This is a genomic window from Streptomyces sp. NPDC090127, from assembly GCF_044746945.1.
In the GTDB taxonomy this organism is placed as follows: Bacteria; Actinomycetota; Actinomycetes; order Streptomycetales; family Streptomycetaceae; genus Streptomyces.
This window is the reverse complement of sequence record NZ_JBIVDE010000001.1, coordinates 1,225,894-1,245,807: the sequence shown is the minus strand read 5'-3', so window position 1 is coordinate 1,245,807 and position 19,914 is coordinate 1,225,894. Positions and strand designations below refer to the sequence as shown.

The 19,914-nt window shown below is 71.9% G+C and carries 21 protein-coding genes, 1 tRNA gene and 1 pseudogene; 15 read left to right on the top strand and 8 right to left on the bottom strand.

Going from position 1 to position 19,914, the window contains the following annotated elements; translation table 11 throughout:
- The 4 genes from ACIPPS_RS05625 to ACIPPS_RS05610 form a co-directional block, all read right to left on the bottom strand.
- Positions 1-859, bottom strand: an 859-nt coding sequence (locus ACIPPS_RS05625) for a 2-oxoacid:acceptor oxidoreductase family protein (protein WP_401427106.1), incomplete at its 3' end; no start/stop codon positions are given.
- 278 nt (positions 860-1,137) lie between these two features.
- Positions 1,138-1,797, bottom strand: a complete 660-nt coding sequence (locus ACIPPS_RS05620; RefSeq protein WP_401427232.1) for a response regulator — start codon at positions 1,795-1,797, stop codon at positions 1,138-1,140.
- Positions 1,798-2,053: 256 nt separating this feature from the next.
- Positions 2,054-3,343 (bottom strand): sensor histidine kinase, encoded by a 1,290-nt coding sequence (locus ACIPPS_RS05615; RefSeq protein WP_401427103.1) that lies wholly within the window; start codon positions 3,341-3,343, stop codon positions 2,054-2,056.
- A 109-nt stretch (positions 3,344-3,452) separates the two neighbouring features.
- Entirely contained in the window at positions 3,453-4,601 is a 1,149-nt protein-coding gene (locus ACIPPS_RS05610; RefSeq protein WP_401427101.1) for a sensor histidine kinase, read from the bottom strand.
- 170 nt (positions 4,602-4,771) lie between these two features.
- On the opposite strand from ACIPPS_RS05610, the gene ACIPPS_RS05605 reads away from it, so the two are divergent.
- From ACIPPS_RS05605 to ACIPPS_RS05545, 13 genes are all read left to right on the top strand, one after another.
- Positions 4,772-5,179 carry an NADH-quinone oxidoreductase subunit A gene (locus tag ACIPPS_RS05605; protein ID WP_361967877.1) on the top strand — a complete coding sequence of 136 codons (408 nt, stop codon included), beginning with the start codon at positions 4,772-4,774 and terminating at the stop codon, positions 5,177-5,179.
- Entirely contained in the window at positions 5,170-5,853 is a 684-nt protein-coding gene (locus ACIPPS_RS05600) for an NADH-quinone oxidoreductase subunit B (protein ID WP_401427099.1), read from the top strand. The genes ACIPPS_RS05605 and ACIPPS_RS05600 overlap by 10 nt, the downstream gene beginning before the upstream one ends.
- Entirely contained in the window at positions 5,850-7,283 is a 1,434-nt protein-coding gene (locus ACIPPS_RS05595) for an NADH-quinone oxidoreductase subunit C (protein ID WP_401427097.1), read from the top strand. The genes ACIPPS_RS05600 and ACIPPS_RS05595 overlap by 4 nt, the downstream gene beginning before the upstream one ends.
- The gene (locus ACIPPS_RS05590) at positions 7,280-8,248 is read left to right on the top strand and encodes an NADH-quinone oxidoreductase subunit H (protein WP_401427095.1); all 969 of its coding nucleotides are present in this window, start codon (positions 7,280-7,282) and stop codon (positions 8,246-8,248) included. The genes ACIPPS_RS05595 and ACIPPS_RS05590 overlap by 4 nt, the downstream gene beginning before the upstream one ends.
- The gene (locus ACIPPS_RS05585; RefSeq protein WP_401427093.1) at positions 8,248-8,865 is read left to right on the top strand and encodes a NuoI/complex I 23 kDa subunit family protein; all 618 of its coding nucleotides are present in this window, start codon (positions 8,248-8,250) and stop codon (positions 8,863-8,865) included. Before ACIPPS_RS05590 ends, ACIPPS_RS05585 begins: the two co-directional genes overlap by 1 nt.
- 131 nt (positions 8,866-8,996) lie before the next feature.
- Positions 8,997-9,497 (top strand): NADH-quinone oxidoreductase subunit J, encoded by a 501-nt coding sequence (locus tag ACIPPS_RS05580; RefSeq protein WP_401427230.1) that lies wholly within the window; start codon positions 8,997-8,999, stop codon positions 9,495-9,497.
- A complete protein-coding gene (gene nuoK, locus ACIPPS_RS05575) occupies positions 9,497-9,868 on the top strand; it encodes an NADH-quinone oxidoreductase subunit NuoK (protein WP_401427091.1) in 372 nt (123 codons plus the stop codon). Before ACIPPS_RS05580 ends, nuoK begins: the two co-directional genes overlap by 1 nt.
- Positions 9,865-11,853 (top strand): NADH-quinone oxidoreductase subunit L, encoded by a 1,989-nt coding sequence (locus ACIPPS_RS05570; RefSeq protein ID WP_401427089.1) that lies wholly within the window; start codon positions 9,865-9,867, stop codon positions 11,851-11,853. Before nuoK ends, ACIPPS_RS05570 begins: the two co-directional genes overlap by 4 nt.
- 27 nt (positions 11,854-11,880) lie before the next feature.
- Positions 11,881-13,434 carry a NuoM family protein gene (locus ACIPPS_RS05565; RefSeq protein ID WP_401427228.1) on the top strand — a complete coding sequence of 518 codons (1,554 nt, stop codon included), beginning with the start codon at positions 11,881-11,883 and terminating at the stop codon, positions 13,432-13,434.
- On the top strand, positions 13,431-14,930 hold the full coding sequence (locus tag ACIPPS_RS05560) for an NADH-quinone oxidoreductase subunit N (protein WP_401427087.1): 1,500 nt from the start codon (positions 13,431-13,433) through the stop codon (positions 14,928-14,930). The genes ACIPPS_RS05565 and ACIPPS_RS05560 overlap by 4 nt, the downstream gene beginning before the upstream one ends.
- Before the next feature lie 43 nt (positions 14,931-14,973).
- Positions 14,974-15,429: an MscL family protein gene (locus ACIPPS_RS05555; RefSeq protein WP_401427084.1), complete on the top strand. Its 456-nt coding sequence runs from the start codon at positions 14,974-14,976 to the stop codon at positions 15,427-15,429.
- A gap of 186 nt (positions 15,430-15,615) precedes the next feature.
- Positions 15,616-16,479 carry a zinc metalloprotease HtpX gene (gene htpX, locus ACIPPS_RS05550; protein WP_401427082.1) on the top strand — a complete coding sequence of 288 codons (864 nt, stop codon included), beginning with the start codon at positions 15,616-15,618 and terminating at the stop codon, positions 16,477-16,479.
- Positions 16,476-16,874, top strand: coding sequence for a YccF domain-containing protein (locus tag ACIPPS_RS05545; protein WP_401427080.1), 399 nt, complete (start codon positions 16,476-16,478; stop codon positions 16,872-16,874). The genes htpX and ACIPPS_RS05545 overlap by 4 nt, the downstream gene beginning before the upstream one ends.
- A gap of 142 nt (positions 16,875-17,016) precedes the next feature.
- On the opposite strand, the pseudogene ACIPPS_RS05540 reads toward ACIPPS_RS05545, so the two are convergent.
- Positions 17,017-17,532: pseudogene (locus ACIPPS_RS05540) on the bottom strand (amino acid permease); the annotation flags it as partial.
- An 81-nt stretch (positions 17,533-17,613) separates the two neighbouring features.
- On the opposite strand from ACIPPS_RS05540, the gene ACIPPS_RS05535 reads away from it, so the two are divergent.
- The gene (locus ACIPPS_RS05535) at positions 17,614-17,883 is read left to right on the top strand and encodes a GlsB/YeaQ/YmgE family stress response membrane protein (protein ID WP_401427077.1); all 270 of its coding nucleotides are present in this window, start codon (positions 17,614-17,616) and stop codon (positions 17,881-17,883) included.
- Here the strand turns inward: ACIPPS_RS05535 and ACIPPS_RS05530 are convergent.
- The 3 genes from ACIPPS_RS05530 to ACIPPS_RS05520 form a co-directional block, all read right to left on the bottom strand.
- Complete coding sequence (locus tag ACIPPS_RS05530; protein ID WP_401427074.1) at positions 17,880-18,560, bottom strand: alpha-ketoglutarate-dependent dioxygenase AlkB family protein; 681 nt, start codon at positions 18,558-18,560, stop codon at positions 17,880-17,882. The genes ACIPPS_RS05535 and ACIPPS_RS05530 overlap by 4 nt on opposite strands.
- Positions 18,560-19,054, bottom strand: coding sequence for a methylated-DNA--[protein]-cysteine S-methyltransferase (locus tag ACIPPS_RS05525; RefSeq protein ID WP_401427072.1), 495 nt, complete (start codon positions 19,052-19,054; stop codon positions 18,560-18,562). Before ACIPPS_RS05525 ends, ACIPPS_RS05530 begins: the two co-directional genes overlap by 1 nt.
- Positions 19,055-19,157: 103 nt before the next feature.
- Positions 19,158-19,649 (bottom strand): YajQ family cyclic di-GMP-binding protein, encoded by a 492-nt coding sequence (locus tag ACIPPS_RS05520; protein WP_401427070.1) that lies wholly within the window; start codon positions 19,647-19,649, stop codon positions 19,158-19,160.
- 182 nt (positions 19,650-19,831) lie between these two features.
- On the opposite strand from ACIPPS_RS05520, the gene ACIPPS_RS05515 reads away from it, so the two are divergent.
- Positions 19,832-19,913, top strand: a tRNA-Tyr gene (locus ACIPPS_RS05515).
- Position 19,914 lies beyond the last annotated feature (1 nt).

Sequence of the window (19,914 nt, the reverse complement as noted above, 5' to 3'; positions counted from 1 at the left end):
ACAGCGGCAGATCCGCCTGACGCGACGCCGCGATCAGGCCGTAGGAAAGGGCCAGGTTCCCGGAGATGTTGCGGTACGTGCCGGCCGGGAAGGCCGTCGTCGCCGGAGCGACTTCGTAGGAGACGGCGAAGTCCTCCGTCGTCTCACCGAAGTTCCAGCCCGCCCGGAACGCGGCCACGTTCGCCTCGGCGATCTGCGGCTTCTTCGCGAACTTCTGCCGCAAGAACCGCTCGGTGCCCTCGGTGGGCCGGTGATACATCCACGACAACAGGCCCAGCGCGAACATGTTCTTGGAACGCTCGGCCTCCTTCCGGGACAGCCCGAAGTCCTTCAACGCCTCCACGGTCAGCGTCGTCAGCGGCACCGGATGCACGTGGTAGGCGTCCAGCGAGCCGTCTTCCAGGGGCGAGGCGGGGTAGCCGACCTTGGCCATGGCGCGTTTGGTGAACTCGTCGGTGTTCACGATGATCTCGCTGCCACGCGGCACGTCGCCGATGTTGGCCTTCAGCGCGGCCGGGTTCATCGCGACCAGCACGTTCGGCGCGTCGCCCGGGGTCAGGATGTCGTGGTCGGCGAAATGCAACTGGAACGAGGAGACACCCGGCAGCGTCCCGGCAGGCGCCCGGATCTCGGCGGGAAAGTTCGGCAGCGTCGACAGATCGTTCCCGAAGGACGCCGTCTCCGAAGTGAACCTGTCACCCGTCAACTGCATACCGTCACCGGAATCACCGGCGAACCGAATAATCACCCGATCGAGTCGGCGGACTTCCTTCTCGTCGCCGTGGTGGGGCGCCGCCGGGGCGCTGCGCTGCTCCCCGACCAGGGCCCCACCGGCCTCGCTACTGACCTGGCTGGTCACTGAACTGGACCTCCCTCGCGGCAAGGGTCTCTCCGCCAGAGGCGGGAGAAGGCTCGCGGGGCGGACGGCCAACCGCCCGGCCCCGTGGCCCACCCTACGACGGTGAGGTGGGCCTCCCCGGGACTTCTCGCATCGTGGACCTCGTTTTGAGATGTATGTTTGCCATGAATCGTCACGTTCTGTCGCCCCCCAGAGCCTTCCGGAAAGTCGCGTTCCGCTCGTTCTTGGGTCTTAGGTCCGAATCAAGCCACCTGACAGGGTGTCAGATAATCAGCACATCAGGAATTGAGATAGGTCAGTACGGCGAGCACGCGACGGTGATCCCCCTCACTCGGTGACAGACCGAGCTTCAGGAAGATGTTGCTGACGTGCTTCTCCACCGCGCCGTCGCTCACGACGAGCTGCTTGGCGACCGCGGAGTTCGTCCGGCCCTCGGCCATCAGCCCGAGGACCTCGCGCTCGCGAGGGGTCAGGTTGGCGAGCACGTCCTGCTTACGGCTCCGGCCGAGCAGCTGCTGCACGACCTCGGGATCGAGCGCGGTCCCGCCCCGCGCCACCCGCACGACGGCGTCCACGAACTCGCGGACCTCGGCCACCCGGTCCTTCAGGAGATAGCCGACGCCCCGGCTGGATCCGGCCAGGAGCTCGGTGGCGTACTGCTCCTCCACGTACTGCGAGAGGACCAGGACGCCCACTCCCGGGTAATCCTTGCGCAACCGCACGGCCGCCCGGACGCCCTCGTCGGTGTGCGTCGGGGGCATCCGTACGTCCGCGACCACCACGTCCGGCAGCGCGTTCTCGCCGGCCAGCTCGGCCACGGTCTTGACCAGGGCATCTCCGTCACCGACGCCGGCGACGACCTCGTGCCCCCGGTCGGTCAGCAGCCGGGTCAGGCCCTCGCGGAGCAGCACTGAATCCTCGGCGATGACCACACGCACTCTGTCCGCCACGTCTTCCACGACCTGAAGCCCCCATGTTCCACCGATCATTGCGAGCCCCAGCATTCCACCCCACCCCCCAACCCCGGGCAACCCCGGGGCCCTTGCCGCGTCGATCAGGGAACGGCGCCCACCCGGGCCCCGAGACCCGCGTGGGCGCCGTACGCGATGACGCGATTCCGTCACGCCCGCCAGGGCGGCTCCGCGCAGCTCGGCCGTGACCGTCGTCGGGCCGCCCGCAGACGAGTCCACTCCGTCACGCCCGCCAGGGCAGCTCCGCCGTGACCGTCGTCGGTCCGCCCTCGGGCGAGTCGACCGCCAGCACTCCGTCGACCGCGTCGAGCCGCTCCATGAGCCCGGCAAGGCCCCGCCCGGCCGCCGAGTCCGCCCCGCCCCGCCCGTCGTCCCGCACCTGTAGCAGCAGCCGGTCGCCGACGCGCCACACGTCCACCCACGCCCGCCGCGCCTGAGCGTGCTTGGACACGTTCTGGAGCAGCTCGGACACGGTGAAGTACGCGATGCCCTCGATCGCCGGCACCGGCCGGGCCGGCAGGTCCACCTCCACGGACACCGGCACCACGCAGCGCGAGGCGACCGCCGACAGCGCCGCGTCCAGGCCCCGGTCCGTCAGGACGGCCGGGTGGATACCCCGGGCCAGCTCCCGCAGCTCCCGCAGGGCGGTCTTCACCTCGCCGTGCGCCGCGTCGACCATCCGTGCCGCCGTCCGCGGGTCCTCCGCCAGCTTCTCCTTCGCGAGGCCCAGATCCATGGCGAGCGAGACGAGCCGGGCCTGCGCCCCGTCGTGCAGATCACGCTCGATACGGCGCAGGTCCGCGGCCGCGGTGTCCACGACCGCGCCCCGGTCCGACTCCAGCTCGGTGACGCGGGTCGCGAGCCGCGACGGCCCGAGCAGCCCGGAGACCATCAGCCGGTCCACCGAGGCCAGCGCGCGGATGATCCACGGCCCGACGAGCACGAAGAGCAGCCCGACCCCGCAGGTGACGGCGATCTCGAAGGCGGAGTCCAGATAGAACGCGTGGTTCCGGTCGCCGTACAGCTGGATGCCGTCCTGCCCCGCGTACATCGGGAAGATCCACTGCCACAGCGGGTACGTGAACAGCGCCCAGCCCCACGCCCACAGCGTCACCGAGACGGTGAAGGCGAAGATCGCCCACGGCAGGTGCAGGAGCGCGTACAGCAGGTGCCGCCAGGACGCGCCGCTCTTGAGCGTCGCCCCCATCCACGCCATCGGTCCGCCGGTACGGCCCCGGGCCGGTTCGGGCGCTGCCACGTCGAGCCCGAGCAGCCCGCGCGCCCGGGCCCGCTCCACGGCACCGAAACCCCGGCAGAGCGCGAGGGCGCCGGCCAGGACCGGGATGCCGAGGAAGGTGACGAGGAGGCCGGCGCCCGCCGCGACAAGGGCGATGGAGAGGGAGAAGTAGACGCAGCTGAGCGGCAGCCCGAGCACCAGATAGCCGAACTCGCGCCAGGTGCGGGCCTCGAACGGCGCGCGGATCGCGGCGGGGAGGCGGGAGGAGGCGGCCATCGCGGTGGTCCGTTTCTGCTCGGGGAAGGGGAGGGTGAGGGCGGAGGTGAAGGAGAAGAGGGACAGGAGGCGGGACAGGAAGAGGGAAGGCGCAGGAGAGGGAGAAGGGCTACGCGCGCGCCCGCCACGGCAGCTCCGCCGTGATCGTCGTCGGCCCGCCGTCCGGCGAGTCGAGGACGAAGAGCCCGTCGACGGCGCCCAGCCGCTCCGCGAGGCCCGACATCCCCGTACCGCCGTCCAGCCGGGCGCCGCCCTGCCCGTCGTCCCGTACCTGGAGCAGGAGCCGGTCCTCGCGGCGCCAGACGTCCACGGAGGCGGAACGGGCCCGGGAGTGCTTGGAGACGTTCTGCAGCAGCTCGGAGACGGTGAAGTACGCGATGCCCTCGATCGCCTCGGCGGGCCGCTCGGTCAGGTCGACCGTCACCTTCACCGGGACGGTGCAGCGCGCCGAGATCGACGAGAGCGCGGCGTCCAGGCCCCGGTCGGTCAGGACCGCCGGGTGGATGCCCCGGGCGAGGTCGCGCAGCTCCTGGAGCGCGAGCTTGACCTCCCCGTGGGCCTCGTCGACCATCGCGGCCGCCGCCTCCGGGTCCTCCAGCAGCTTCTCCTTCGCCAGACCGAGCCCCATCGCCAGCGCCACGAGCCGGGCCTGCGCGCCGTCGTGCAGATCGCGCTCGATGCGGCGCAGATCCGCGGCGGCGGTGTCGACGACCACGCCCCGGTCCGACTCCAGCTCGGCGATCCGCCGCTCCAGCTCGTCCGAGGGCGACAGCAGCCCGCGCACCATGGCCCGGTCGGCGGTGGACAGACCGCGCGCCACGAACGGCAGCAGCGGCCAGAGCACGATCAGCGAGACGAGGGTGACCGTGAAGGTCACGATCCCCCAGGGCAGCCGGATGAAGCCGTACAGCAGCGTCCGCCACCCCACCGGGTCCTTCAGCGCCGTCCACAGCCAGGTGAAGAAGCCGTGGCGGCGGGGGAGCGGGCTGGGCTCCTCCACCCGTACGCCGAGCAGCCCCCGGGCCCTCGCCCGCTCGGACCGGCCGATGCCGCGCGCCCCGGCGAGACCGAGGGCGAGCAGCGGCAGGCCGATCACCGTGACGGCCAGACCCACGCCGATCGCGACCGCCACCACCGTGTACACGAAACCGACCACGGTGGTCAGCAGATTGCTGAGGAGGAAGGAGATCTCCTTCCACGTGTGCCGGCCGTAGGCGAGGCGGACGGGCGGCAGCGGGGTCTCGGTGTCGGCGCTCATGTGCCCAGCGTGCCGGTCGGGGGCCCGGGCCCGCCATGGGGTTCGTAGGTGAACGGGAGTAGGGATATCCCCACCGTTCAGTCCGTGACACACCGCTTACGGGATCTTTAGCAGGGCCTAGACTCCCGTGCGTACAGATCGTCGAAACGGGCAGGAAGCGAGGGGTGGACGTGCCGGATCCGACCGTGCGGGCGGGCATCGGACTCGCGGCGGACTACTTCGAGTCGTACTCCGTCGTCGGACTGCTCGCTGTCGTCGGCGTGCTCTTCGTCGCCGTGGCGTTCGGCGCGGGCCGACTGCTGCGGCCGGTCGTCCCGACGCCGGAGAAGCTGCTGACGTACGAGTGCGGTGTCGACCCCGTGGGGGAGGGCTGGGCCCACACCCAGGTCCGCTACTACGTGTACGCGTTCCTGTACGTGATCTTCGCCGTCGACTCGATCTTCCTCTTCCCGTGGGCGACCGTGTTCGCCGCGCCCGGGTACGGCGCGACGACGCTGGTCGAGATGTTCATCTTCCTCGGCTTCCTCGCCGTGGGCCTGCTCTACGCGTACAAGAAGGGCGTCCTGACATGGACGTGACCCCGACCCCCGACCAGGCCGCGACGCCGGCCCACGCCGCCCCTCAGGCAGGGGCCTCGGCACAGGCTTCGGCAGGGGCCTCGGCTCAGGCTTCGGCACAGGCCTCGGCTCCGGTTCCGCTTCCGGCTCCGACGCTCGGCCCGCTCGCCCGCCTCGCGCCCGAGCCGATGAAGGTGGTCCTGAACTGGGGCCGCCGCTACAGCCTCTGGGTCTTCAACTTCGGCCTCGCCTGCTGCGCGATCGAGTTCATCGCCGCGTCGATGGCCCGCCACGACTTCATCCGGCTCGGGGTGATCCCGTTCGCGCCCGGGCCGCGCCAGGCCGACCTCATGATCGTCTCCGGGACGGTGACGGACAAGATGGCGCCGGCGGTGAAGCGGCTGTACGAGCAGATGCCCGAGCCCAAGTACGTCATCTCCTTCGGCGCCTGCTCGAACTGCGGCGGCCCGTACTGGGACTCGTACTCGGTGACGAAGGGCGTCGACCAGATCATCCCCGTCGACGTGTACGTACCGGGCTGTCCGCCGCGCCCCGAGGCGCTGCTCCAGGGCATCCTCAAGCTTCAGGAGAAGATCGCCCGGGAGTCTCTGGCGGCGCGGTACTCGGGTCCGTCGGTCGGCCAGCTGACCAGCGCTCTGGTGGAGCCGCCGAAGCCGGGCGGTGAGGACAGGTGAACGCGTACGACGGTCTCCCCGAGTCCGTGACCGACGTCTTCGGCGCGGAGGCGACGGCGCTGCGGGCGTACGACCTGCTCACGGTGGACGTGCCGGCCGGCTCGTGGATCGCCGCGCTGGAGATCGCGCGGGACAAGCTGGGCTGCACCTACTTCGACTGGCTGAGCGCGGTGGACGAGCCGGGCGTCGGCTTCCGGGTCTGCGCGCACGTGGCCGCCCTGGAGGGTGGCGCGGTGCGTCGACTGCTGGTGCGGACGACGGTGAGCCACGAGTCGCCGGTGCTGCCGACGGCGGTGCCGGTGTACGCGGGCGCGGAGTGGCACGAGCGGGAGACACACGAGATGTTCGGCGTCGCGTTCACGGACCACCCGAACCTGGTGCCGCTGCTCCTGCCGGAGAACTTCGAGGGCCACCCGCTGCGCAAGGACTTCGTGCTCGCGGCGCGCGTCGCGAAGGCGTGGCCGGGGGCGAAGGAGCCGGGGGAGTCGGACCACGGAGGGCCGAAGCGTCGCCAGATGCTGCCGCCGGGCGTCCCCGACCCCAACGACTGGGGCCCCATGAAGGGCCAGCTCCCGCCCGCCCCCGCCCGCCCGGCCCGCACACCGCGCGCCGCCGGCGCGGCGGGCGCGGGTGCTGGTGCGGGCCGTGCGGCCGGCGCGGCTGGCGCGGCCGGTGCGGCAGCAGGCGCCGGTTCCGCCGCCGAACGCCCGGCCCGCCGCGCCCGCACGGCGGCGGCCGGCTCAGCGAGCCAGGCCCCCGGAACGGGGGCACCGCAGCCGCCCGCAGTCGACAAGGACGCGGTTACTCCGCCGTCGACTGGGGCCGACGCGGGCACCTCGCCGTCGACTGGGACGGATGCGGGCACCTCGCCGTCGGCTGCGGCCGACGCGGGCACCCCGCCCACGGCCGCGACCGACGCGGGCACCCCGCCGACCACCGCGGCCCGCCCGCCGCGCCGTAGCCGCAGTGCGTCGGACGGCTCGGCGAGCCAGGCGCCCGGCGCCGAAGCCGACAGCGCCCCGGAGACCCCTGCCCCGGCCCGCCCGCCGCGCCGTAGCCGCAGCGCGTCCGACGGCTCCGCGAGCCAGGCGGGTACGCCCGCCGAGCCCGCCCCGCCGTCGCGGACCCGGAGCTCGGACGCGCCCTGGCACCACGCCCGCCCGGCGTTCGAGGACGAGGACGCCCCGGAGGCGCCCGAGGCCGAGGCGACACCGAAGCGGCCCGAGACACCCACGGCCCCGGAGCGGTCCGAGGCCGACGCCGGAACCGCCCCCGAGCCGGACGCCGACCAGCGCCCCGACCGGGCCGACCCCGCCCCCTCGGACCCCGCCCCCTCGGACCCCGCCCCCGCGGACCCCGACTCAGACCCCGACGCCAACCCCGCAGACCCCGCCGCCAACCCCCACCCCTCCGGAGGCGATCCCGCGTGAACGACGTACTCGACGTCGCCCTCCGGCTGCTCGTCGTCTTCGCCGTCTTCCTCACTCTGCCCCTCGTCGTCGGGCAGGCCGAGCACAAGGTCATGGCACACATGCAGGGCCGCCTCGGCCCCATGTACGCCGGTGGGTTCCACGGGTGGGCCCAGCTCGTCGCCGACGGGGTCAAGTTCGCGCAGAAGGAGGACGTGGTCCCGGCCAGCGCCGACCGCCGCGTCTTCCAACTCGCCCCGGCCGTCGCCCTCCTCCCGTACCTCCTCGTCCTCGTCGCCATCCCCATCGGCCCGAGCGAAGGCGCGGTCGGGCAGGTCGTCGACGCCGGGATCTTCTTCGTGCTCGCCGTCATGGGCGTCGGTGTCCTCGGCAGCCTGATGGCCGGCTGGGCCTCGGCCAACAAGTTCTCCCTGCTCGGCGGTCTGCGCACCGCCGCCCAGCTGCTCGCCTACGAGCTCCCGATGCTGCTCACCGCCGCCTCCGTCGCGATGGCCGCCGGCACCGTCTCCCTCCCCGGCATCCTGAACGCCTTCGAGTGGTGGTGGCTGCCCTGGCAGATCGTCGGCGCCCTCGTCTTCTTCGTCGCCGGTCTCGCCGAGCTCCAGCGCCCGCCGTTCGACATGCCTGTCGCCGACTCCGAGATCATCTTCGGCGCGTACACCGAGTACACCGGCCTCCGCTTCGCGCTCTTCCTGCTCGCCGAGTACGCCGGCATCGTCGTCCTCTGCGGCCTCACCACCGTCCTCTTCCTCGGCGGCTGGCACGGCCCGTTCGGCGCCGACGGTCTCGGCTGGGTCTGGACCCTGCTCAAGACCGCGATCCTCGCCTTCGTCGTGATCTGGCTCCGCGTCAGCTATCCCCGGCTCCGCGAGGACCAGCTCCAGAAGCTCGCCTGGACGACCCTCGTCCCGCTCGCTCTCGCGCAGATCGCGCTCACCGGCATCGTGAAGGTGGCGATCAACTGATGTCCCCGATCCCCGGTTCCGGCCTGGCCAAGGGCCTCGCCGTCACGCTCCGTACGATGACCAAGCGCTCGCACACCGCGCAGTACCCCGACCGGCAGCCCGAACTCCCGCCCCGCACTCGCGGTGTCATCGGGCTCTTCGAGGAGAACTGCACCGTCTGCATGCTCTGCGCCCGTGAGTGCCCCGACTGGTGCATCTACATCGACTCCCACAAGGAGACGGTGCCCGCCGCCGCCCCCGGCGGCCGTGAGCGCAGCCGTAACGTCCTCGACCGCTTCGCGATCGACTTCGCGCTCTGCATGTACTGCGGCATCTGCATCGAGGTCTGCCCCTTCGACGCGCTGTTCTGGTCGCCCGAGTTCGAGTACGCCGAGACGGACATCCACGAGCTCACCCACGAACGCGACAAGCTCCGCGAGTGGATGTGGACGGTGCCCGAGCCGCCCGCGCTCGACCCGCGCGCCGAGGAGCCGAAGGAGATCGCCGCGGCCCGCAAGGCGGCGGACAAGGCGGCGGCAGCTCAGGCCGAGGCCGCCGCCGACGCCCCGCAGTCCGACGCCCCGCAGTCCGACGCCCCGCAGTCCGACGCCCCGCAGGCCGAGGGGGACCAGAAGTGAACCTCGCCGCAGCCGCGACGCAGGTCGCCACGCAGGTCGCCGCGCACACCTCCACAGCCGCCTCCACAGCCGCCTCCACCGCCGTCCCCACCTCCGCCACTCCCGGCTTCCTCTCGCCCTCCGGCGTCGAGATCGCCTTCCTCCTCGTCGGCCTCGTCACCCTCGGCGCCGCCGTCGTCACCGTCACCACCCGCCAGCTCGTGCACGCCGCCCTCTGGCTCGTCGTGGCGCTCGGCGGGCTCGCCGTCGAGTACCTGCTGCTGACCGCCGAGTTCATCGCCTGGGTCCAGGTGCTGATCTACGTCGGTTCCGTCGTCGTCCTCCTCCTCTTCGGGCTCATGCTCACCAAGGCCCCCATCGGCCGCTCCCCCGACGCCGACTCGGGCAACCGGCCCGTCGCCCTCGCGGTCGCGCTCGTCGCGGCCGCCTCCCTTGTCTGGGTGGTCGTCGACGCCTTCCGTACGACCTGGATCGACCTGGACGGACCGGCCCAGGGCTCCACGAAGGTGACCGGCGAGATGCTCTTCCGGCACTGGGTGCTGCCCTTCGAGGCGCTCTCCGTGCTGCTGCTGGCCGCGCTGGTCGGCGCGATCGTCCTGTCCCGCAAGAACGCCAAGGAGGCCCGGGACTGATGCATCTCGCCTATCCCGCCGTCCTCGCCGCCCTGCTCTTCTGCGTCGGCCTCTACGGCGTCCTCGCGCGCCGCAACGCGATCCTGGTCCTGATGTCCGTCGAGCTGATGCTCAACGCCGTCAACCTCAACCTGGTCGCGTTCGACGTCTGGCTGCGTGACGCCCTGCACGCCGGCCAGGCGCTCACCCTCTTCACCATCGCCATCGCGGCCGCGGAGATCGGCATCGGCCTCGCGATCGTCCTGATGGTCTACCGCAACCGCGGCAGCTCGGACGTCGACCGGCTCCGCGACACGGCCGAGTCGCCGGCCGGGACCACGACCCAGGCCGCCGACGCCGAGCCCGACGAGAAGGCCGAGGCCACCGCGTGACCACCACGACCCTCGCCCTCCTCGTCCCCCTCCTCCCCTTCCTCGGCTCGGCCGCCGGCCTGCTCCTCGGCCGGACCGCCCCCGGCTACGTCCGCCCCCTCGCCGTCCTGCCGACGCTCGCCGCCGCCGTGCTCGCCGCGGTCGTCGCCGTCCGGCAGGGCGGTGGGAAGCCCATCGAGGCCGCCACCCAGCTGACCCCCACCGGCTCGGTCCCCATCGACCTTGCCCTGAACATCGACGGCTTCGCCGCCCTCGTCGCCGTCCTCGTCGGCGTCGTCGCCTCCTGCGTGCAGATCTACTCGACCGGCTACCTGCGCGACGACCCGCGCTACCCCTCGTACGCCGCGCTCGTCTCCCTCTTCACCTCCGCGATGCTGCTCGTCGTCTACTCCGGCGACCTGATGGTGCTCCTGGTCGGCTGGGAGATCATGGGCATCTGCTCGTACTTCCTCGTCGGCCACTACTGGGAGACCCCCGAGGCGCGCGCCGCCTCCCTCAAGGCCTTCCTGGTCACCAAACTCGGCGACGTCCCCTTCCTGATCGGCCTGTTCGCGCTCGCCGCCGACGCCGGAACGTTCCGGATCGACGGGATCCTCGGCGCCGTCGCCGCCGGCGCCCTGGACCACCCCACCCTGGTCGCGCTGCTGCTCCTCGCGGGCGTGGCGGGCAAGTCCGCGCAGTTCCCGCTGCACACCTGGCTCCCCGACGCGATGGCCGGCCCCACCCCCGTCTCCGCGCTCATCCACGCGGCGACGATGGTCGCCGCCGGCATCTACTTCGTCGCCCGCCTGCTGCCGGTCTTCGCCTCGTCCGCCGCCGCGATGACCGTGCTCGCCGTGATGGCCGCCGTGACGATGGTCGGCTCGGCGCTCGCCGCGCTCGCCCAGGACGACATCAAGCGCGTCCTCGCCTACTCGACCATCGGTCAGCTCGGCTACATGGCCGGCGCCCTGGCCGTCGGCGACCGCGGCGCCGCCGTCTTCCACCTCCTCGCCCACGGCGCCTTCAAGGCCCTGCTCTTCCTCGCCGCCGGAGTCGTCATCCACGCCGCCGGTACGAACTCGCTCTCGGCCATGTCCCGGATGAGCGGCCTGACGAAGCGGATCCCCGACGCGTACTGGACGATGACCGTCGCCCTCCTCGCGCTCGCCGCCCTGCCCCCGTTCGCCGGCTTCTTCTCCAAGGAAGCCGTCCTCGTGGCCGCCGAGCACACCGCCCTCGGCGACCGGACCGTCGCCCCCGCCGGCGCCGGCTGGACCGTCCTCGTCGCGGGCCTGCTCACCGCCCTCCTCACCGCCGCCTACGCGACCCGGCTCTGGCTGCTGGCCTTCCGGGGCCGAGGCGCGGAGGCCCCCCACCACGGTCGCCAGCCGGTCGCCATGACCGCCGTCCTGTGGCTGCTCGCGATTCCCTCCCTCGGTTTCGGGCTGACCGTCACCTACCTCGACGACTGGTTCGACGGCCACGCCCTCACCCCGACCGTCACCACCGCCGTCCTCGGCACCGGCATCGCCGTGGTCGGCGCCGCCGTCACCTACGCCGTCTGGCGCACCCTCGCCGCGAGGACGCCCGCCACCACGGCTCCCGCGGGCGAGGCCGTGCCGACGCAGGTCGCCCATCCCGACGCGGAGGCGGGCCAGGTCGAGGCCGAGACGCTACGCCTGCCGCACCCCGCCGAGGACCCGGCCGACCCCGGCCGCGCCCTGCTCGGCCCGCTGCACGGGCCCGCGGCCGCCGGCTTCCACCTGGACGCCCTCTACACCGCCGCCTTCGTCCGCCCCGTCCTCGCCGCCGCCTCCCTGGTCCGCTTCCTGGACCGCGAGGTCGTCGACACCTACGTACGCGGCGCGGGCACCGGCACCCAGTGGCTCGGCCGGCTCGTCCGCCGCGCCCAGACCGGCAACGTGCAGACCTATCTGAGCGCCCTGCTCGCCGGCTCCGTCGTCCTGGCGATCGCCGCCGTACTCGTCGCCGCCGGAGCGTGAGACGTGATCGATATCAGCGAATCCGTGATGCAGTTCCTTCTCGCGTTGATCGTCGCCGGCCCGCTCGTCGGTGCCGTCGCCGCTCTCCTCCCGGCCCCGCCCGGGCTGAAGGGGAGCTCGCCCGACCAGGCCGTGCTGCGCCACGGCGTGATCGTCACCGGCGCCGTCCTCCTCGCCGCGATCGTCCTCACGCTCGGCTTCGACCACGACCAGCCGTCCAGGATCCAGGCGAGCACGGACATCATGTGGATCCCCGCCCTCGACGTGCGGCTCCACCTCGGTGTCGACGGCATTTCCCTCCCCCTCCTGGTCATGACCGCGCTGCTGGCCTTCCTCTGCGCGCTGTACAGCTACTTCAAGATGCCGACCGGTCCCTCCCCCAAGGGATTCGTCGCCCTCCTCCTCGTCCTCGAGTCCGGCACCCTCGCGACCTTCGCCGTCCTCGACCTCGTCCTGTTCTTCCTGGCCTTCGAGATGGTCCTCATCCCGATGTACTTCCTGATCGCCCGCTGGGGCGGTGCGGGCAGGCAGGCCGCCGCCTGGAAGTTCATCCTCTACACGCTGCTCGGCTCGGTCGTCATGCTGCTCGGCCTGCTCCTCATCGGGCTGAAGGCGGGCACGTTCGACATGGTGGCACTCGCCACCGACAACGGCCGTGGACTGTCCACATCCGTGCAGGTCATCGCCGTCCTCGCGATCGGTCTCGGGCTCGCGGTGAAGACCCCGATGTGGCCGCTGCACAGCTGGCTGCCGGACGCCCACACCGCCGCCCCCACGGTCGGCTCGGTCCTCCTCGCCGGCGTCCTGTTGAAGATGGGTACGTACGGGTTCGTCCGGATCCTCCTGCCGATCACCCCCGACGGCATGCGGACCTTCGCCCCCTACCTGGCCGCCTTCGCCGCCGTCGGCATCATCTACGGATCCCTCGCCTGCCTCGCCCTCACGCGCCCCGGCGTCAACGGCGACCTCAAGCGGCTGATCGCGTACTCCTCCGTCGGCCACATGGGCTTCGTCCTCCTCGGCATCGCGACCATGACCCCCACCGGCGTCAACGGCGCGCTCTTCGCCAACATCGCCCACGGCCTCATCACCGGCCTGCTGTTCTTCCTGGTCGGCGCGGTCAAGGACCGGTACGGCACCGCCGACCTCGACACCCTCGCCGGCGCCACCGGCGCGGCCCTCTACGGCCGCGCCCCACGCCTGGGCGGCCTGCTCGCCTTCGCCGCCGTCGCCTCCCTCGGACTGCCCGGCCTGGCCGGCTTCTGGGGCGAGATGCTCGCCCTGTTCGGCGCCTTCGAACCGGCCGAGGGCCTCAGCCGCCCCGCGTTCCTCACCTTCATGGTGATGGGCGGCATCGGCACCCTCCTCACCGCCGCGTACCTCCTGCTCGTCGTCCGCCGCGTCTGCATGGGCGGCCCCCGGCCGAGCGGGGAGACCACGCTCGCCGACGTCCAGGGGTACGAGTTCGCCGCCTGGACCCCCCTCGTGGCCCTCACCGTCCTCGCCGGGCTGTGGCCGGCGGTTCTCCTCGGCCTGACCGACCCGGCCGTGCAGCAGCTCCTCGCGGGAGGAAACTCGTGACCCCCACGGCCCAGGTCCAGTCCGTCGACTGGCTCGCGATCGCGCCGCCCACCCTCACCGCGGTGGTCGCGCTCGCCGTCCTCGTCGCGGACCTCTTCCTCCCCGCGCGCCACAAGCAGCTCCTCGGCTGGACCGCGATCGCCGGGCTCGTCACCTCGATCGCGCTGCTCGTCCCGCTGCGCGCGGGGGACCGCTCGACCTTCTGCCTCACCACCGAACCGGCCGCGACCGCCGCCTGCAGCTACACCGCCGACCGGTTCACCCTCGTCATCCAGCTCCTGGTCCTCGGCGGGGCGCTGCTCGCCGCGCTGCTGTCGCTCGCCGACACGCGCGACAAGCTCCCGGCGGGGGAGTACTGGTTCCTGCTGCTCTCCTCGGCCGCCGGCGCGGCCCTGCTGCCCGCCTCCCGCGACCTGGCGACCCTCGTCGTCGCCCTCGAAGTGGCCTCGCTGCCCGCCTTCGCCCTGGTCGGCATGCGCCGGGGCGACCGGATGTCCAGCGAGGCGGCGCTGAAGTTCTTCCTCTCCTCGGTCACCGCGACCGCCGTCACCCTGCTCGGCGTGAGCTTCGTGTACGCGGCCACCGGCACGCTCCACCTCACCGAGATCGCCCAGGGGCTCGACGACGTTCCAGCCGGCCTGGAGACCCTCGCCCAGGCGGGCGTGGCGCTCACCCTCGTCGGCTTCGCCTTCAAGACGGCCGCCGTCCCCTTCCACTTCTGGGTCCCCGACACCTACGTCGGCGCCCCGCTGCCCGTCGCGGGCTACCTCTCGGTGGTCGGCAAGGCCGTCGGCTTCACCGGCCTCATCCTGGTGACGGTCGTCGCCTTCCCCTCGTACGCCGACATCTGGGGGCCGGCGCTCGCCGTGCTCGCCGCGCTGACCATGACCGTCGGCAACGTGGCCGCGCTGCGGCAGGTCTCCACGCGCGCGTGGAGCGCGGTCCGGCTGCTCGCCTGGTCCTCCGTGGCCCAGGCCGGCTACCTCCTGGTCCCGATCGCCGCCGCCGCGTACTCCAGCGACGACCAGATCGGCGCCACCGTCGCGTACGCCCTGATGTACGCCGTCGTGAACCTCGGCGCCTTCGCGGTAGCGGCGCTGGTCGCCCGTACGCACCCCGAGAACCGCGTCGCCGACTACCGGGGCCTCTACGCGGCCAGTCCGCTGCTCGCCCTCACCCTGGGCTTCTTCCTGCTCAATCTGGCGGGTCTGCCCCCCGGTATCATCGGCCTCTTCGCCAAGGTCACCGTCTTCTCGGCGGCGGTCGACGCCGGCCTCGGCTGGCTGGCCGTGATCATGGGCGTGAACGTCGTGATCGGCCTCTTCTACTACCTGCGGTGGACGGCGCTGCTGTTCCGTGACCCGGTGGGGGAGCGGGTCCACGCGCGCGTGCCCGCCCCGATCACCCTGGCGATCGGGCTGGCGGCCGTCGCCGGTGTCGTGCTGTCGGGCTACCCGCAGTTCGCTCTGCGCTTCGCGGCGGACAGTCTGTTCTGACCCCTACGGACCTCACAGAGATTCGCGTCAAGGAGCTTCACCCGTGTTGACCGGTTTCAAGGACTTCATACTTCGCGGAAACGTCGTCTCGATGGCGATCGGCCTGGCCGTCGGGTCGGCCTTCACGGCCGTCGTCACCGGCATCAGCAAGGCGTTCATCACCCCGCTCATCGGTCTCGCCACCGGCTCGGTCGGCGACTTCAGCGAAGCGCAGTTCAAGGTCGGGCAGACGATCTTCCCGTACGGCCTGGCGATCTCCGCGGCCATCGCCTTCTCGATCACCGCCGCCGTCCTCTACTTCTGCATCGTCGTCCCCATGACGAAGGTCCAGGCGCGGTTCGTCAAGGAGGAAGTGGTCGAGGCGAAGCTCCAGCTGCGGGACTGCCCGCGGTGCTTCACCGAGATCCCCGCCATCGCCTCCCGCTGCGCCCACTGCACCAGCGACGTCGAGCCCGTCACGGAGGCCCTCGTCTCCGCCGGTCTCCCGAATCCGCGCTGATCACCGTACGGATCACCCGTACAGCCCACGCAGCCCCCACGGGCGCAAGGGAACCCGCGACTCCCGCCTGGCGTTGACCAGTACGGGAGGGTCCACTGGACACGGGACTCCCCTCCCGGACGACGTCCGGGTGAGGACCACCATCGAGCAAAGGGTTCTCCTGCCGCACCACCTGGAGGGCGTACCGTGCACCGCCGGCACAACGGGCTGAGGACTGCCGTACTCCTCGGAGGGCTCTCGGCCCTCATCATCGTCATCGGCAGCTTCTTCGGACGTACGGGGCTGATCGTCGCGCTCGTCGTGGCGCTCGGCACCAACGCGTACGCCTACTGGAACAGCGACAAGCTGGCCCTGCGGGCCATGCGCGCGCGCCCGGTGAGCGAGTTCGAGGCCCCCGGGCTCTACAAGATGGTGCGTGAGCTCTCCACCCAGGCCCGCCAGCCGATGCCCCGGCTCTACATCTCGCCCACCCAGGCGCCGAACGCCTTCGCGACCGGCCGGAACCCGCGGAACGCCGCGGTGTGCTGCACCGAGGGCATCCTCGCGATCCTGGACGAGCGCGAGCTGCGCGGAGTCCTCGGCCACGAGCTCAGCCACGTCTACAACCGGGACATCCTGATCTCCTCGGTCGCCGGAGCGCTCGCGTCCGTGATCATGTTCCTGGTCAATTTCGCCTGGCTGATCCCGGTCGGCCGCTCCAACGACGACGACGGCCCGGGTCTGCTCGGGATGATCCTGATCATGATCCTCGGCCCCGTCGCCGCCTCCGTCATCCAGCTCGCCATCAGTCGCTCACGGGAGTACGAGGCGGACGCCGCGGGCGCCCAGCTCACCGGCGACCCGCTGGCCCTGGCCAGCGCCCTGCGCAAGCTCGACTCGGGTACGAAGCAGCTTCCGCTGCCGCCGGAGCCGAAGATCGAGACCGCGAGCCACATGATGATTGCCAACCCCTTCGGAGCGGGCAGAGGCGTTTCGAAGATGTTCTCGACGCATCCGCCGATGGCGGAGCGCATCGCCCGACTCGAACAGATGGCAGGTCATCGCCCGTGAAGACAATCCTGAACGTCATCTGGCTGATCCTGTGCGGCTTCTGGATGTTCCTCGGCTACATGCTCGCGGGCCTCCTGCTGTGCATCACGATCATCGGCATCCCCTTCGGCCTCGCCGCCTTCCGGATCGGCGTCTACGCCCTCTGGCCCTTCGGCTACACGGTCGTGGACCGCCACGACGCGGGCGCGCCGTCCTGCGTGGGCAACGTGCTGTGGCTGATCCTCGCGGGCTGGTGGCTCGCGCTCGGCCACATCACCACCGGCATCGTGCTGTGCATCACGATCATCGGCATCCCGCTGGGCATCGCCAACTTCAAGCTCATCCCGGTCTCCCTGCTCCCCCTGGGCAAGGAGATCGTCCCCTCGGACGAGCCGTACCCGTACGCCGCCCGCTGACCGGGCCGGTGGACTCGCCACCGCCCGCCCCGCCCCGCCCGGCCGGCGTCGGCGGGAGACGGCCGCGAGAGGCACCCCGGGACCGCGCTCACGCCGGTGGGTGCTCGCGGCGCCCTCGGCTGACGGCGTAGGCGACCGTGCCCGCCGCGAGGACCCGCGGCCCGAGGACGGCCAGGACGGCGACCGCCACCGCCGCGTAGACGACGAGGGCGATACCGAGGGCGACGCCGAGGGCGGGCGGCGCGGCGCGGGGGATCGGCCGGGCCGGATCGCGTACCCGGGCCGGACCGCGTACCTCCTCGCCGCGCGGGGCGATCCGCGTGTACCCCGCGAACGGGGAGAAGAGCAGCCCGGCCGCCTGGACCGTCCTGCCGACGACGAACGCCCAGCCCGCGAGGTGGCCGAAGAACGGCCCGAGGCGTTCGCGACCGTACACATACGCGCCGCCCGGGGCCGGGTGGCGGGCGGCGAGCCGGGCCGAGGCGGTCGCGTTGCAGTACGCGACGACGGCGGCGATCCCGAGCGCCGGCAGCAGCCCCGCCCCGGCCGCCTCGGCCGCCGGGCCGAGCGCGACGAAGATCCCGGCGCCCACCGTCGCGCCGAGCCCGATGACGACAGCGTCGAAGCCGCCGGGGGAGCGGCGCGGGCCGTGTGTCATGCACGGCACATTACGGATGGCACCGCCGGGCACCGCCGGGGGCTTCGCAACCGCGCCCGGCGCCCGCGCGTCCTTTCGGACATGAACGTCATCAGCTGGATCGTCCTCGGCCTGATCGCGGGCGTCGTCGCCAAGGTGCTGCTCCCGGGCCGCGACCCGGGCGGCCTCATCGGCACGACCCTCATCGGCATAGCCGGCGCCTTCACCGGCGGCTGGATCTCGTCCACGTTCCTGGACCGCCCGATCACCACCGGCTTCTACGACACGGCCACCTGGATCTCGGCCGTCGGCGGGGCGTTGGTGCTCCTGATCGCGTACCGCATCCTCTTCGGCCACTCACGCTCGCGCTAAGGCCGACCTTCGACGTGGGCCGCCTCCGGCCAGGGCCGAGCCTCGCCCCGTAGCCCGGTCTCGCGCAGGGTGATGTTCAGCCGCCCCGTCAGCCCGAGCGCCGGATCGGCCGTACCGGCGAGGACCTTGGGCACGCCGTGGTACGCGAAGCGTGAGGGCCCGCCGAAGACGAACAGGTCCCCGGAGGCCAACTCCACGTCCGTATACGGCTTCCCCCGGTTCGCGGTGTTCCCGAACCGGAACACGCAACGGTCGCCGAGGCTCAACGACACCACCGGCGCCCCGGACCGCTCCTCCTTGTCCTGGTGCAGCCCCATCCTCGCGCCGGCGCCTGCGTCGTAGAAGTTCACGAGAGCGGTGTCGGGGACGAACGGCAGGCCCTCCTCCCCGTAGGCCTCGCGGACGCCCTCACGCCCCAACTCGCCCAGCCATCCGGGCAGTTCCACCTCGACCGCGTCGAGATACCGATACGGGACCCAGCGCCGCCCGAGACAGAGCGACCGCACCGACATCACCCCGCCGCCGGGCAGCACGGTGTGCTCGTACGTCAGCGGCCCGCGCCCCCACTCCCGGCACGCGGCCACCAACTCCCGCTGCCGGTCGAGGGAGAGCCACCCCGGCACATGCACCGCACCGGGGGCGACGACGGCCCGCTCGCGCGGGAAGAGCCCGTCCATCACACCGCCCGCTCCAGGCCGAGCAGCCGCTCCTTGCGCTCCAGGCCGGCGGCGTACCCGCGCAGACTCCCGTCCGCCCCGATCACCCGGTGGCAGGGGCGCACGACCAGCAGCGGATTGCGCCCGATCGCGGTGCCGACGGCACGGACGGCGGCCCCGGAGGTGCCGACCTGCCGGGCGATCTCCCCGTACGAGACGGTGCTGCCGTACGGGATCTCCTCCAGGGCCCGCCAGACGCGCCGCTGGAACTCCGTACCGCCGACCGCGAACGGGATGTCGAAGTGCTCCCGCCGCCCGGCGAAGTACTCGGCCAGCTGGCGGGTGACCTCCTCGAAGGCCTCGGGCGCGTGCCGCCACCCGTCCTCGACGGCGGCACCGCCCTTCTGCTCGGGCAGCGACAGCGAGACCAGCTCGACCGGGCCCGCCTCGCCGGCGCTCCGCCCGACGAGCAGCATCGGGCCCAGCGGCCCGTCGACGTACGCGTACACCGTCATGGCGGTTCCTCTCCTCGCGCTCACTTCTCGTCCAGTGTGCGAGGGCCGCCCCGCGCGGGGCTGGCGGTTTTCGGACACGCAGTTCGCTGGGGTGGAGCGCTGCCTACCGGTAGTTCACGAACTGGAGCGCGAAGTCGAAGTCCTTGCCCTTGAGCAGCGCCTGCACGGCCTGCAGGTCGTCCCGGCTCTTCGAGCTGACCCGCAGCTCGTCGCCCTGGACCTGCGCCTTGACGCCCTTGGGGCCCTCGTCGCGGATGGCCTTCGCGACCTTCTTGGCGTTCTCCTGGGAGATGCCCTCGACGACCGACGCGAAGAGCTTGTACTCCTTGCCGGACAGCTGCGGCTCGCCCTCGACGTCCAGCGACTTCAGCGAGATCCCGCGCTTGATCAGCTTGGACTGGAAGATGTCGAGGATCGCCATGACGCGCTCCTCGCCGTTGGCCTGCATCAGGATCTTCTCGCCCGACCAGGAGATCGAGGCGTTGGTGCCCTTGAAGTCGTAGCGCTGGGAGATCTCCTTCACGGCCTGGTTGAGGGCGTTGTCGACCTCCTGCCGCTCGACCTTGGAGACGATGTCGAAACTGGAGTCGGCCATGACGTGTGGCTCCTTGCGTCGAATGCGTTGCGGTTGCGTGGGCGTACGGGGCAAGCCTAGTCATCCGATCACCCCCGAACCGCTGATCAATCCGGTGGCGAAGCACCCCGGGGGATCGGGTATCGTTTACGTCGTTGCCCCGGAGCACCGCCGAAAAGCGGCTCCGAGCAGCGACATCCCATGGCGGTGTGCCCGAGTGGCCAATGGGAGCGGACTGTAAATCCGTCGGCTTAGCCTACCCAGGTTCGAATCCTGGCGCCGCCAC

Excerpts from the sequence above, each read along its gene's own strand:
- ACIPPS_RS05565 (WP_401427228.1), top strand. The coding sequence starts at position 11,881 with ATGCAGTTCCTTCTCGCGTTGATCGTCGCCGGCCCGCTCGTCGGTGCC.
- ACIPPS_RS05520 (WP_401427070.1), bottom strand. The coding sequence starts at position 19,649 with ATGGCCGACTCCAGTTTCGACATCGTCTCCAAGGTCGAGCGGCAGGAG.
- ACIPPS_RS05530 (WP_401427074.1), bottom strand. The coding sequence starts at position 18,560 with ATGGACGGGCTCTTCCCGCGCGAGCGGGCCGTCGTCGCCCCCGGTGCG.
- ACIPPS_RS05610 (WP_401427101.1), bottom strand. The coding sequence starts at position 4,601 with ATGAGCGCCGACACCGAGACCCCGCTGCCGCCCGTCCGCCTCGCCTAC.
- ACIPPS_RS05585 (WP_401427093.1), top strand. The coding sequence starts at position 8,248 with ATGTCCCCGATCCCCGGTTCCGGCCTGGCCAAGGGCCTCGCCGTCACG.
- nuoK (WP_401427091.1), top strand. The coding sequence starts at position 9,497 with ATGCATCTCGCCTATCCCGCCGTCCTCGCCGCCCTGCTCTTCTGCGTC.
- ACIPPS_RS05600 (WP_401427099.1), top strand. The coding sequence starts at position 5,170 with ATGGACGTGACCCCGACCCCCGACCAGGCCGCGACGCCGGCCCACGCC.
- ACIPPS_RS05525 (WP_401427072.1), bottom strand. The coding sequence starts at position 19,054 with ATGACGGTGTACGCGTACGTCGACGGGCCGCTGGGCCCGATGCTGCTC.
- ACIPPS_RS05615 (WP_401427103.1), bottom strand. The coding sequence starts at position 3,343 with ATGGCCGCCTCCTCCCGCCTCCCCGCCGCGATCCGCGCGCCGTTCGAG.
- ACIPPS_RS05535 (WP_401427077.1), top strand. The coding sequence starts at position 17,614 with ATGAACGTCATCAGCTGGATCGTCCTCGGCCTGATCGCGGGCGTCGTC.